Origin of the sequence: Roseomonas elaeocarpi (assembly GCF_042433915.1) — a bacterium.
GTDB lineage: Bacteria > Pseudomonadota > Alphaproteobacteria > Acetobacterales > Acetobacteraceae > Roseomonas > Roseomonas elaeocarpi.
In genome coordinates this window covers 22,494-35,423 of record NZ_JBHLUN010000003.1, presented here as the reverse complement: position 1 = coordinate 35,423, position 12,930 = coordinate 22,494, and the positions used below count along the sequence as shown (strand labels likewise).

The 12,930-nt window shown below is 70.6% G+C and carries 13 protein-coding genes; all 13 read left to right on the top strand.

Annotated elements, in window-relative coordinates:
• The first annotated feature begins 54 nt into the window (after positions 1–54).
• The gene (locus ACFFGY_RS04615) at positions 55–627 is read left to right on the top strand and encodes a flagellar basal body-associated FliL family protein (RefSeq protein WP_377043235.1); all 573 of its coding nucleotides are present in this window, start codon (positions 55–57) and stop codon (positions 625–627) included.
• Entirely contained in the window at positions 624–1,724 is a 1,101-nt protein-coding gene (gene fliM, locus ACFFGY_RS04610) for a flagellar motor switch protein FliM (protein ID WP_377043234.1), read from the top strand. Before ACFFGY_RS04615 ends, fliM begins: the two co-directional genes overlap by 4 nt.
• On the top strand, positions 1,721–2,200 hold the full coding sequence (locus ACFFGY_RS04605; RefSeq protein ID WP_377043232.1) for a DUF6468 domain-containing protein: 480 nt from the start codon (positions 1,721–1,723) through the stop codon (positions 2,198–2,200). The genes fliM and ACFFGY_RS04605 overlap by 4 nt, the downstream gene beginning before the upstream one ends.
• Positions 2,197–2,883, top strand: coding sequence for a MotE family protein (locus ACFFGY_RS04600; protein ID WP_377043231.1), 687 nt, complete (start codon positions 2,197–2,199; stop codon positions 2,881–2,883). The genes ACFFGY_RS04605 and ACFFGY_RS04600 overlap by 4 nt, the downstream gene beginning before the upstream one ends.
• Before the next feature lie 37 nt (positions 2,884–2,920).
• Positions 2,921–3,301, top strand: a complete 381-nt coding sequence (locus ACFFGY_RS04595; protein WP_377043230.1) for a chemotaxis response regulator CheY — start codon at positions 2,921–2,923, stop codon at positions 3,299–3,301.
• Positions 3,294–3,896 (top strand): protein phosphatase CheZ, encoded by a 603-nt coding sequence (locus tag ACFFGY_RS04590; RefSeq protein WP_377043229.1) that lies wholly within the window; start codon positions 3,294–3,296, stop codon positions 3,894–3,896. Before ACFFGY_RS04595 ends, ACFFGY_RS04590 begins: the two co-directional genes overlap by 8 nt.
• Positions 3,897–3,909: 13 nt before the next feature.
• Positions 3,910–6,939, top strand: coding sequence for a hypothetical protein (locus ACFFGY_RS04585; RefSeq protein ID WP_377043228.1), 3,030 nt, complete (start codon positions 3,910–3,912; stop codon positions 6,937–6,939).
• Positions 6,940–7,102: 163 nt separating this feature from the next.
• Positions 7,103–7,558 carry an adenosylmethionine decarboxylase gene (speD, locus tag ACFFGY_RS04580; RefSeq protein WP_377043227.1) on the top strand — a complete coding sequence of 152 codons (456 nt, stop codon included), beginning with the start codon at positions 7,103–7,105 and terminating at the stop codon, positions 7,556–7,558.
• Positions 7,559–7,632: 74 nt separating this feature from the next.
• Positions 7,633–8,502 carry a polyamine aminopropyltransferase gene (gene speE, locus ACFFGY_RS04575; RefSeq protein WP_377043226.1) on the top strand — a complete coding sequence of 290 codons (870 nt, stop codon included), beginning with the start codon at positions 7,633–7,635 and terminating at the stop codon, positions 8,500–8,502.
• Positions 8,503–9,207: 705 nt separating this feature from the next.
• Complete coding sequence (radA, locus tag ACFFGY_RS04570; protein ID WP_377043225.1) at positions 9,208–10,614, top strand: DNA repair protein RadA; 1,407 nt, start codon at positions 9,208–9,210, stop codon at positions 10,612–10,614.
• Between the two features lie 136 nt (positions 10,615–10,750).
• A complete protein-coding gene (locus ACFFGY_RS04565) occupies positions 10,751–11,719 on the top strand; it encodes an acetamidase/formamidase family protein (RefSeq protein ID WP_377043224.1) in 969 nt (322 codons plus the stop codon).
• Between the two features lie 157 nt (positions 11,720–11,876).
• A complete protein-coding gene (locus ACFFGY_RS04560) occupies positions 11,877–12,392 on the top strand; it encodes a GcrA family cell cycle regulator (RefSeq protein WP_377043222.1) in 516 nt (171 codons plus the stop codon).
• 31 nt (positions 12,393–12,423) lie between these two features.
• Positions 12,424–12,927: a metallophosphoesterase family protein gene (locus ACFFGY_RS04555; protein ID WP_377043221.1), complete on the top strand. Its 504-nt coding sequence runs from the start codon at positions 12,424–12,426 to the stop codon at positions 12,925–12,927.
• Positions 12,928–12,930 lie beyond the last annotated feature (3 nt).

The window sequence follows — 12,930 nt, the reverse complement described above, 5'->3', positions numbered from 1 at the left end:
ACCGAAAAGCGGTCTCCCGTTCCGCGCCGCCAGCAGGGGTTGCCAGGACGGCGCATGGCCAAGAGTGCGAAAACCAAGGAGGCCGCTGCCGAAGGGGCCGAAGGCAAGCCCAAGGGCGGCAAGCGGAAGCTGCTGTTCCTGGCGCTGCCGGTGGTGCTGCTGCTGGCCGGCGGCGGCGCCTGGTTCGCCGGGCTGCTGCCCTTCGGCGGCGGCAGTGCCCATGCCGAAGCGGAAGAAGGTGGCGAGGCACACGAGGCTGCCGCCCCGGCCGCGCACGGCGACGCGCATGGCGCATCCGCGAAGGCGGAGGCGGGTGGCAAGAACAGCGCCTTCTTCGACATGCCCGACATCATGGCCAACCTGAACGTTCCGGGCCGGCGCAACACCTTTATCCGCCTCCGCTCCAAGCTGCAGCTGACCAAGCCCACCGATGCCGAGGTGGCGCAGGCGCAGCTGCCGAAGCTGCTGGACATCTTCCAGACTTACCTGCGTGAGATGCGGCCCGAGGAGCTGCGCGGTTCCACCGGCACCCAGCGCCTGCGAGAGGAACTGATCGCGCGCGCCAACATCGCCCTGGCCCCGGTCAAGGTCGGCGACGTGCTGTTCACCGAGATCCTGGTGCAATGAGCACCGAGGAAGAGGATCTCGCCGCCGCCTGGGGCGCCTCGCTGGATGAGGAGGACGCAGGTCCCGGCGACGAGGCGGCGCCCGGCTCCACCAAGGTCCTGAATCAGGCCGAGATCGACAGTCTCCTGGGCTTCGGCGACGCGCCGGAGGAGGAGCTCAAGAGCGGCATCGAGCGCGTGGTCGCCAGCGGGCTGGTGAGCTACGAGCGCCTGCCGATGCTCGAGATCGTGTTCGACCGCCTGGTGCGGTTGATGAGCACGACTTTGCGCAACTTCACCTCCGACAACGTCGAGGTCTCGATCGACGGCATCACCTCGATGCGCTTCGGCGACTACCTGAACTCCATCCCGCTGCCGGCGATGCTGGCGGTGGTGAAGGTGCAGCAGTGGGACAACTACGCGCTGCTGATGGTGGACAGCTCCATGATCTACTCGATCGTGGACGTGCTGCTGGGCGGCCGTCGCGGCACCGCCGCGATGCGCATTGAGGGCCGTCCTTACACCACGATCGAGCGCACGCTGGTGGAGCGCCTGATCAACGTGGTGCTGGAGGATTTCGGGCAGGCTTTCGCCCCGCTGGCCAACGTCGACTTCAAGTTCGAGCGTCTGGAGGTCAACCCGCGCTTCGCCACCATCTCGCGCCTGAGCAACGCCGCGGTGCTGGCCCGCCTGCGCGTGGACATGGAGGACCGCGGCGGCCGCCTCGATCTCCTGCTGCCCTACGCTACGCTGGAGCCGGTGCGCGAACTGCTCTTGCAGCAGTTCATGGGCGAGAAGTTCGGCCGTGACAGCATCTGGGAAACCCACCTGGCCGAGGAGCTGCGCCACACCGAGGTCGAGCTCGACGTGGTGCTGGACGAGCAGACGCTGCCGCTTTCCACCATCACCCGCCTCAAGCCCGGTGATCGTCTGGTGCTCAACACCGCGCCCGGCGCGCCGGTGCGGCTGCAATGCGGCGACGTGCCGCTGTTCGAGGGCGCGCTGGGCCGTCGCGAGAACCGCCTGGCCGTGAAGGTCGAGCGTGAGCTGCGCCGGCCGACCCCCGACATCGCGGCCGCCGTGCCGGTCGTGCCTCCGCAAGCAAGGAAGTCCGCATGACCGGCATCGAGTGGCTTCTCCAGGCCGTGCTGCTGCTGCTGCTGGCGGTGGCAATCCCCTTCGGCTGGCGACTGGAACGACAGCTGGGCGCACTGCGGCGCGATCGTCCGGCGCTGGAAAATGGTGCCGCCGACTTCGCCGAGGCCACGCGCCAGGCCGAGGCCGCGCTGATCCGGCTGCGCGCCACGGCGGAATCCGCCGGCCGCAACGTGGGCGAGAAGCTCGCCCAGGCCGAGCCGATCCGCGACGACCTCCGTTTCCTGGTGGAGCGTGCCGAGGCCCTGGCGGACCGCCTGGAAGTTCTGGTCCGCAGCGCCCGCCCTGCCGGTACTGTCCCCGGTGCCGCCCATGGTGGCGTCATGCCCGGCGGCGTGGACCTCCTGCCCAGCCGTGCCGCCGAACCGCCGCCCGCGGCCGAGGCGCCGCGCAGCCAGGCGGAACGTGACCTCCTGCGTGCGCTGAGGCTTGCCCGATGATCCGCTTGTCCCGTCCCCGCCTCCTGCCGGTCGCGATCGGCAGCGCCGGCGCGCTGGCCCTGTGCAAGGCCGTGCTGCTCTGGCACGGGCTGCCCGGCCTGCCTGCATCGGGCGGCGTGGGGATGGCGCTGATCGCCCCGGCCGCCGCGTCCTCGCCGGCTCCGGCACCCAGCCCGGCTCCCGCCCCGACACCGGCCGCTGCCTCAGCGCGCCCCGCACCGGCGTCGCCGCCCGCCCCAGCCCCCGACCCGGTCAGCGCGGCCGAGCGCTCGGTGCTCGAAAGCCTGCGCGGCCGGCGCGAAGCGCTGGAGCAGCGCGAACAATCGCTCGGCGCGCGCGAAGCGGTGCTGGGCGCGGCCGAGGCGCGGCTGAACGCCCGCATCGAGGAGTTGGGCGCGCAGCAGCGCCGCCTCGAGGCGCTGGAACAGCGCCGCAGCGAGCGGGAAGAAGCGAACTGGCGCTCGCTGGTGAAGACCTACGAGACGATGCGCCCCCGCGACGCCGCGGCCGTGTTCGACGACCTCGAGATGCCCGTTCTGGTCGAGATCATGGACCGGATGCGTGAAAACAAGGCGGCGCCGGTCCTGGGCGCGATGCGGCCCGAGCGGGCGCGTCAGCTCACCGCGGAACTGGCCCGCCACCGCGGCGAGGCCGGCAACTCCCCGGCAACCAATCCCGGCTGAAAATGCCGCGAATCACGGGACAGCGAAAAGGCGAGCGATGAACAAGAACATGAACGTGCTGATCGTCGACGACTACAAGACGATGCTGCGCATCATCCGCAACCTGCTCAAGCAGCTCGACTTCGAGAACGTCGAGGAAGCCACCGACGGGCAGGAAGCCCTGGCCAAGCTGCGCGCCGGCAACTTCGGCCTCGTCATCAGCGACTGGAACATGGTGCCGATGACCGGTCTCGACCTGCTCAAGGAAGTGCGGGCCGACGCGCGGCTGAAGAACATGCCCTTCATCATGATCACGGCCGAAAGCAAGACCGAGAACGTCATCGCCGCCAAGCAGGCCGGCGTGTCGAACTACATCGTCAAGCCCTTCAACGCCGAAACGCTGCGCGAGAAGATCGCCAAGGTCCTGGTCGATGCCTGAGCAGCACGGGGGTGGAGAAGACCGCGTGGAACAGGCGGTGCGCGCCGTGCTGGCCAGCATGAACGGCGACATCACCGCCAACGAGGCCGTGATGCTGGCCGAGCTCGAGGCGCTTGGCCGCACCGTGGCCGAGGCCAAGGCCGAGATCGCGGCCCTGCGTGTGGAGGATATCAACGGCAGTCACATTCCCGCCGCGACGGATGAGCTCGACGCTGTGGTGGAACACACCGCCACGGCCACCAACGAGATCCTGGACGTTTGCGAAACCCTGGAAAAGCTGGCGCCCAGCCTGCCGGCAGCGGCGGCCGACACGGTTGGCGTGGCGGTGACGCGCATCTATGAAGCCTGCTCCTTCCAGGACATCACCGGCCAGCGCATCGGCAAGGTGGTCACCGCGCTGAAGGAGATCGAGCGAAGGGTGCAGCAGGTGACGCAACGCTTCGGTGGCCAGGGCCAGTCCGCCCCGCCGCCTTCCGCCGTGATCACGGCCGAGGCCGCCCGAACGGAGGGCGAGCGCCTGGCCAACGGCCCGCAGCTGCCGGCCGCCGCGACGTCGCAGGCCGAGATCGACGCCCTGCTCGCCAGCTTCGACTGAGGTTCAACACTCCATGCGAATCCGTGACCGGCAAAAGGCCGTCGCGCTGCTTCTGGGCTCCTTCCTCCTCGTCACCCCTTTTCTCGCCGACGCAGCCCAGGCCGGGCCCGTGCCGGTGCGCGGCGGTGAGCATCCCGATCGAGGCCGGGTCGTCTTCGACTGGCCGGACCGCGCCGAATACCGCATCGAGGAAGCGGATGGCCGGGTGATCGTGCATTTCGCCCCGCACGCCGACTTTCATCTTCCGGACAAGCTGCCGCGCAACGTCCTGGATCTGCGGATCGAGCCCGACGGCGTGTCGCTGGCGCTGCGTGAGGGCACCCGCCTGCGCACCTTCCGACTGGGCAACCGGGTGGTGCTGGACCTGATCGACCCTCCGAACAACCGCCGTTCCCCCTTGCGCGAGGCCGCGACCCCGCCGCCCGCCCTGGCCCACCCCGCAGCGCCCCCTGTCGGCACGACGTTGCCGCCCGCCGCGGCAAACGTCGGCCACCCCGTGGCGGCCGCCGGGCCCGTCGCCGCGGGCCCGCCTGGCCTGGGCCTCCCCTCCAACTCCGCCGCCTCCGGGGCGCCGGCCGTTGAAGCGGTGGAGTCGCAGACCTCGCCGGCGCGGCGTGCCGAACCTCCCGCCGCGCCCTCCGCGGTGCAGCGCGGCGTGACATCTCCCCCGCCGGCGCTGCCCCCCGCCAACGCCGTTGCGCTGCGCCTGGTCCCCTTGCCGGATGGCGGGCGGGCGGTGGCCATGCGCCTGCCGGCCGAGGCCGGGCTCGCCGTGCTGCGTCGGGGCGACGCGATCCTGGCGGTGATCGATACGGCGCTGCCACTCGACACGGCTGCGCTGCGCGGCGACCCGGTGCTGGGGGCAGCCGACGTTCTCCAGCTGCCCGAGGCGACGGTGCTGCGCTTCCGTCTCGCGGCACCCGCCACGCTGGCAGTCACGCGCGACGGCGACACCTGGCGGCTGGAGCCGAGGCGAGAGCCGGCGGTCGGCCGCACCATCGCCCTTCAGGCCGAGGACGGTTCCCTGGTGCTGCGCGCCGCCCGGCCGGCGCGCGTCGTGGCGATCGCCGACCCGGAAACCGGCCTGCCGCTGCTGGTGGGCGCCGTGAGCGAGCCCGCGCAGGCCGTGTCGCAGGCGCGACGCATGCCACAGGCCGAGCTGTTGCCCACGGCGCTGGGGGTCGCGTTGCTGGCACGCGGCGACGCCGTGTCGCTGCGCCCTGGGGTGGAACGCTTCGTGCTCGGCGGCGCGGGGGAGGGCACGGCCCCGGCGTCCGGGCTGTCCGGTGAGGCCGCGAGCATGACCCGCCTGTTCGACCTCCCCGCGCTCGATCCCGTGGCGGCGCAGAACCGCCTTCGTGACCAGCAAGCGGCGCTGGCCGCGGCCGCGCCCCTGCAGCGCGCCGCTCTGCGCCGGGACGCGGCGGAAACCATGCTGGCGCTGGGCCTGGGTCAGGAAGCGCAGGCCATGCTGCGGCTGAATTTCCAGGAGGACCCGCGTGCCGGGCTGGACGGCCGCGTCCGTGCGCTGCAGGCCGCCGCGGCGCTGCTGGCGGGGCGTCTGCCCGAGGCGGCAGCGCTGCGCGACAATACCCTGCCGCCGAGCGACGAGGTGGTGCTTTGGCGCTCGCTGGCGCGCGCTGCGGCGGGTAAGGAGGCTGAGGCCGCGCCCGGACTCGCCGCCACGCTGCCGCTGCTGCTGGCTTATCCCGCGCCGCTGCGCGACCGCCTCGCGCCTCGTGCGCTCGAAGCCTTGCTGGCGGGGCGGGAAGCAGCGGCGGCGCGCCGTCTCCTCGCCGCGCTGCCCGATATTCCCGGCGCTGCCGAAGCGAAGGCCCGTCTGCTGGAAGCGGAAGGCAAGACCGACGAGGCTCTCGCCGCCTATGATGAGGCGTCGCGCGAGAAGGACCGTCCGTCACGGGCCCGTGCGATCCGCGGTGCGGCGGAACTTCGTTTGCGCAGCGGCAAGCTCGACGCCGCCGGGGCCGCGAAGGCGATGGAGCCCGCCATCTTTGCATGGCGCGACGAGGACGCGGAGTTCGACACGCGCATGCGCGTGGCAGCGCTGCGGCTGCAGGGCGGCGCCCCGCGCGACGCCCTGGCGCTGCTGGCCGAAACGCGAACGCTGTTTCCCGATCGCGCCGCGGCGCTGCGCGCGCCGATGACCGCCGCCCTGGTGGACGCGCTGCGGCGCGAACCGCCGCTGGAGGCCGTGGCGCTGGCCGATGCCAATCGCGAGCTGATGCCCACCGACGAGGGTGGCTCGGAAGCCTTCACGCTGCTGGCGGACCGGCTGGCGGCACTGGACCTGTCCGATCGTGCCGCCGCGGTGCTGACGCGGGTCATGGCGGGCACCACGGGCACGCCTCGCGCCGCGCTGGGCGCCCGCCTGGCTGCGCTGCGGCTCGACCTGAACGATGTTGCTGGCGCTGCCTCGGTTCTGTCCGACAGCGACGCTCCAGATCTTGCGACCCCGCTGGCCGATCGCCGCGCGCTGCTGAACGCGCAGATCCTGGCGCGGCAGAACCGCCTGCCCGAGGCTGAAGCCGCACTGCGGGCCATGGGTCCGGCCGGGCTGGAGCCTTTGGCGGCGCTGCTGGCGCAGAACCGTGACTGGGCCGGCGCAACCGAGGCGCTCTCGACGCTGGCGGAGCAGCCGGGCGCCATTCCCGGCGTTACCACCGCCGACGCGCCGGTTCCCGGCACACCCGCCGCGAAGGACACCTTGTCCGGCAGCGACACGCCCGTTGCCGTCACGCCCGAGGATACGCCGGACGCGCCGGGCGAGGCGCGTCGGCGCATCGTGGCGCGTGCCGCGGCCTTTGCGGCCCTGTCGGGCGACGCGCGCCGCTCGGTGGCCCTGCGCCGGCGCTGGAGCGGCAAGATGGGTGACGGAGCGTCGGCCCAGGCCTTGGAGGCTTTGACCAGGGACCCGGTGCGCGCCGTGGCGGAACTGCCCCGGTGGGAAGCTGAACTGAACCTTTTCCGGGGATTTCCGGGAAGGCTGGAGCCATTGCGGACGGATGCAGCTTCTTCGCGCTAAGCTTCCTGCATGGCGCGGGGGAGCACCGCTTTTTTTTCGGCTCGGAAAATCGCAATTTCACTTGCCCCCCCACCCCCTTTGCCCCATATGGCCGCTCCGCAACTGACCTGATCGGCATCGCCGGCTCACAGGTCGTCTTCTGGTGGAACAATAGGGGGCCGACATGGACGCTCTTACCGCTCCGCTGGGGATGGTCTCGGAACTTCCGAGCGACGCCCAGGGATTTTCTTCCGGCGCCGATGAGGCAAAGGACTATTTCGTTGAGAAGGACGGCATCCGCTTCGCGGGCACGCACCTGATCATCGATCTGTGGGGTGCGACGAACCTCGACGACCCCGCGCACATCGACGACGTGCTGCGTGAGGCCGCGATCGCGACCGGCGCCACGATTCTGCACGGGCACTTCCACCACTTCCAGCCGAACGGCGGCGTGTCGGGCGTGCTGGTGCTGGCCGAGAGCCACGTCTCGATCCACACCTGGCCCGAGAAGGCCTTCGCCGCGCTCGACATCTTCGTCTGCGGCGTTTGCGATCCGTACAAGGCTCTGCCGGCGCTGAAGCGCGGCTTCCTGCCGGAGCGCGTGCAGCTCGGCGAGAACCGCCGCGGTATCACCGTCTGACGCGGAAGCGTCACGTGAACTGACCAAGGGCGGGCCCTAGGGTCCGCCCTTTCTCTTTGTGCGGGGACAAGACGATGGCCACTGACAGCTGGGTGAACGAGACGCTCTACAGCGACTGGGGACAGCGCTTCCTGGTGAAGCGTGAGCTCGCGCGCGTTCAGTCCCCGTTCCAGGACATCATGGTCTTCGAGTCCACCTCGCACGGGCGCGTCATGCTGCTCGACGGCGTGGTGCAGATCACCGAGGCGGACGAGTTCGTTTATCAGGAGATGCTGACCCACGTGCCGTTGCTGGCGCATGGCGATGCCAAGCGCGTGCTGATCATCGGCGCCGGCGACGGTGGTGTGCTGCGCCGCGTGCTGGAACACCGCAACGTCGAAAAGGCTGTGATGGTCGAGATCGACGGCGAGGTCATCCGCCTGGCCAAGGAGTTCCTCCCAGGCGTTGCCGGCGACGCGTGGAATGATCCGCGTGCCGAGGTGATCGTGGGCGACGGCATCGACTACGTCCGCAAGGCGGCGCCTGCCTCCTTCGACGTGGTGATCGTCGACAGCACCGATCCGATCGGCGTGGGCGAGGTGCTGTTCACCGACGAGTTCTACGAGAACGCGGCGCGCCTGCTGTCCGACCATGGGCTGATCGTGAACCAGTGCGGCGTGCCGGCGATGCAGGCCGAGGAACTGCGCGACACCAGCCTGCGTCGCAAGCAGTTCTTCGCCGATGTCTGGGCCTTCGTCGCGGCGGTGCCGACCTATGTCGGTGGCTTCATGACGCTGGGCTGGTCTGCCAAAGACCCGGCGACGCGCCACGTGACGGTGGAGCAGGTGCGCGAGCGCGCCGAGCACGCCGGCATCATCGGCAAGACCCGCTACTGGACGCCCGAGATCCAGGTCGGCGCCTTCCACCTGCCGCCTTACATCAGCGAGCACCTGCCGAAGGCCTGAGCCTTCCGGCCGTCGCGCTCCACCGGCCTCGCCGCGGCCGCGCCCCGTTTCTTCGCGGGATGCGCGGCCCTTTCGAGGCGCGGCGACGCGACGGCCGCTTCTCCCCTTCGGCCGCCACGCGCCACCGGTTCCGCGGCGATCGCTCCCCCATCACGGGCGAGAGGCGATCCTTTTCGGAACGCGGGGCCGTGGCGGCCGCCTCTCCCTTTCGGCCGTCACCAACCACCGGTCCCGCCGCGATCGCTGCCCTACGGGGTTGCGCGATCCTTTCGGGACACGGGGTGGTGACGGCTGCTTCTCCCCTTCGGCCGTCACGCGCCACCGGTTCCGCGGCGATCGCTCCCCCAATTACGGGCGAGGGACGATCCTTTTCGGAACGCGGGGCCGTGACGGCCGCCTCTTCCCTCCGGCCGCCATCGTGCACCGGTTCCGCCGTGATCGCCGCCGCAGGGCTCATGATCCTTTCGGAACGCGGAAACGGTGGCGGCCGCTTCTCCCTTTCGGCCGTCACCAGCCACCGGTCCCGCCGCGATCGCCGCCCCAACCGGGCCGCGCGGTCCTTTCGGGGCACGGGGTGGTGACGGCCGCTTCTCCCCCCCGGGCCTCCTGCCTCGACGCGAAACGGCGCCGCGACGGCCCTCGTTTTTTCGGCTTGCGCACGCTATGTTCGCGACACGTTCTTGTTGTCGCCGGAGGGTTCGCGCCTTGGCCAAAGCTGTCACCCGCTTCGTTTGCCAGAGCTGCGGCACCGTCCACGCGAAGTGGCAGGGTAAGTGCGAAGGCTGCGGCGAGTGGAACACGCTGGTCGAGGAAACCGTCGAGACCCGCTCGCCCGGACCTGCCGGCCGCACCGGCGGCGGTCGCCGCGTGGAGTTCGTAGGCCTCAAGGGCCGCGCCGCGCCGCCGCCGCGCACGGTGGTTGGCATCGCCGAGCTGGACCGCGTGCTGGGCGGCGGCTTCGTGCCGGGTTCGGTGGTGCTGGTGGGCGGCGATCCCGGCATCGGCAAGTCGACGCTGCTGCTGCAGGCTTCGTCGCGCGTCGCGGCGAACAAGCGCACCCTCTACATCTCGGGCGAAGAGGCGGTGGAGCAGGTGCGGCTGCGCGCGCTGCGTCTGGGCGTGTCGGAATCCCCGATGGGCCTGGCCGCGGCAAGCAACCTGCGCGACATCATCGCCAGCCTGGAGGATGAGCGCGACCTCGGCCTCGTGATCATCGATTCGATCCAGACCGTCTGGCTCGACAGCCTCGACAGCGCGCCCGGCACCGTGTCGCAGGTGCGCGCCTGCGCGGCGGAACTCTCGCGGCTGGCCAAGGCACGCGGCTTCGCGCTGGTGCTGGTGGGCCACGTCACCAAGGAAGGCACGCTGGCCGGCCCGCGCGTGCTGGAGCACATGGTGGACGCCACGCTCTACTTCGAAGGCGACCGCGGCCACCAGTTCCGCATCCTGCGCGCCGTGAAGAACCGCTTCGGTGCCACCGACGAGATCGGCGTCTTCGAGATGACCGAACTTGGCCTCATGGAAGTGCCCAATCCTTCGGCGCTGTTCCTGGCGGAGCGGCGCGGCAACGTTTCGGGCTCCGCCGTCTTCGCCGGGCTGGAAGGCACGCGCCCCGTGCTGGTGGAGGTTCAGGCGCTGCTCTCGCCCTCGAACGGCGGCTCGCCGCGGCGGCAGGTGGTGGGCTGGGATTCAGGGCGGCTGAGCATGCTGCTGGCGGTGCTGGAAAGCCGCTGCGGCATGACGCTCGGGCAGAACGACGTGTACCTCAACATCGCCGGTGGGTTGCGCGTGACGGAACCGGCGGCGGACCTCGCCGTCGCCGCCGCGCTCGCCTCTGCTGCCACCGACCAGCCCACCGATCCCGGCACAGTGTTCTTCGGTGAGGTCGGTCTTTCCGGCGAAATCCGCCAGGTCGCGCAAACCGAAACGCGCCTGCGTGAGGCGCAGAAGCTGGGCTTCAACGCCGCCACCCTGCCGCGCCGCGTGGCGCGCGGCGGCCGGGCTCTGAGCGCGCCGGAAGGGCTGCGGCTGAGCGAGGCCGGGCACCTCGTGGACCTCGTGGCGGAATTCGCGGCGGGCAAGAAGCCGAAGCGGAAGCTCGAGGAAGCCTGAACCCCGGCACGCCGGTGAGGCTCCAGGCTGGCATCAACTCGCATCGGCCGGGTGTGCTGGAACGCGCCTTGCTTCGCCTCTCGCCAGGGCGGGGAAATCGCACGACACTCCGACCGAGCAAGAAGGGGATCGCAGCATGGCGAGCACGCACCGCATCGACGCCACCGCGGACACCGTTCGCTGGGGGGCTTTCGACCCGGATTTCCCGCCTGTCGCCACGGTGGATCCCGGTGATCTCGTGGTGCTGGAATGCGTCTCCGGCCCGCCCGAGGTGATGCCGCCGGCGTCGCTCGGCCTCGCCACGCCGCCGGCCCTGGCGCGCATCCACGCGGCCGACCTGCCGCGCCTGCTGCCCGGCCACATGCTCACCGGTCCCGTCGCGGTGCGCGGCGCCGAACCCGGCGACGCGTTGCGCATCGACGTGGAGCGTATCGAACTCGGCGCCGACTGGGGCTACTGCGGCTTCCGCCCGCTGATGGGCACCCTGCCGGACGACTTCCCGTTCCGCAGCCTCACGCATATTCCGGTGGACCGCGCGACACGGACCTGCCGCCTGCCGATGGCGCGCAAGATCACGCTGCCGCTGGCGCCCTTCTTCGGCGTGATGGGCGTGGCGCCGCCGGAGGCATGGGGCCGCATCTCCACCGTTGAGCCGCGCGCGCATGGCGGCAACCTCGACAACAAGGAGTTGGGGGAGGGCGCGACGCTGTTCCTGCCGGTCCATGTTGCGGGCGCGATGTTCTCGGCCGGTGACGGCCACGGCGTCCAGGGCGACGGCGAGGTCTGCATCAACGCGTTGGAGATGTGCCTGACCGGCCACTTCCGACTCGACATCGAGAAGGGCGGCGGTGCCGCCGACCCGGTGCTGCGCTACCCGCGCGCGGAAACCGCGACGCACTTCATCAGCATGGGCATGCACGAGGACCTGGATGAAGCGATGCGCACGGCACTGCGCGAGATGATCCGCTTCATCACCTCGCGCACGCCCCTGTCGCCAGCGGAAGCCTACAAGCTCTGCTCGCTCGCGGCGGATTTCCGCGTGACGCAGACCGTGAACCGCGAGAAGGGTGTGCACGGGATGTTGCGCAAGTCGCTGCTGGATTGAGCAAAGCGTGATGAAGACTCGGGTTTATGCGAGTCTTCTCCCCAGGTTCCACAAATCGTCCACAACTTTTACGTGCTCCGAACGGTTCGGGAGCTTGTGGAGCCGGGGGGCGTTCACCTACCGTATCTAGCGATGCTGGAGACGGAGGAGCCCCCAGATGGAGTGGACCGCCGAAGCGATTGAGATGTTGCAGGCTCTCTGGGCCGAAGGTCATTCGACGGCCGAGATCGGCCGACGAATGGGAATCTCAAAAAATGCCGTGGTCGGAAAGGCGCATCGCCTGAACCTTTCGGCCCGGCCGAGCCCGATCCGGCGGGAGGATAGCGAGGCACGCGCGGCGGATACGCCGCGTCCCGCCCCGGCACCGCGCGTCGCGGCCCGTCCCGCCGCCGCTGCGGTCGAATCCGCCCCGACGCCCAGCCCTGCCGCGCCGCCGCCGCGTCCCGTGACCGCACCGCCCGTGGCCCAGGTGACGCGCCCCGCGCCACCGCCGCCGGTGGTGCGCGCCTTCCCACGCGTGGGCGCGCGCAGCTGCTGCTGGCCGATCGGTGAGCCCGGCACGCCGGATTTTCGCTTCTGCACGGCGGAAGCCACCTCGGGCCGTCCCTACTGCGCCGAGCATGCCGCGATCGCCTACGTCAAGGCGCGCGACCGTCGCGAGGACGCGGCCTGACCTCGCGAAGCGCGGCGGCACCGACCGCCGCGTGACCGTCTTCTTCACCGCCGACACGCATTTCGGCCATGGCGGGGCGCGCGGCTTGTACCGCCGCCCCTTCAACTCCGTCGCCGAGATGGATGAGGCCATGACGGCGCGCTGGAACGAGCGCGTCGGGCCGGATGACGAGGTCTGGCACCTCGGCGACTTCGCCCTGAACCTCCGATCCGAGGCAATGCAGCGGCGACTCGACGCACTGCATGGCCGCAAGCACCTGATCACCGGCAACAACGACGGCGCGGCGACGCTCTCGCTGGGCGGCTGGCACAGCGTGCAATCCTACGCCGAGATCACGCTCGACGGTCTCGGCCTCGTGCTCTGCCACTACGCCTTCCGCTCCTGGCGCAACATGCACCGCGGCTGGCGCAATCTCCATGGCCACAGCCACGGCGCGCTGAAGCCGCTCACCCGGCAGACTGATGTTGGGGTGGATGTCTGGGACTTTCGCCCCGTCACCCTGGCCGAGATCACCACCCGCCGTGGCAGCCGCTGAACG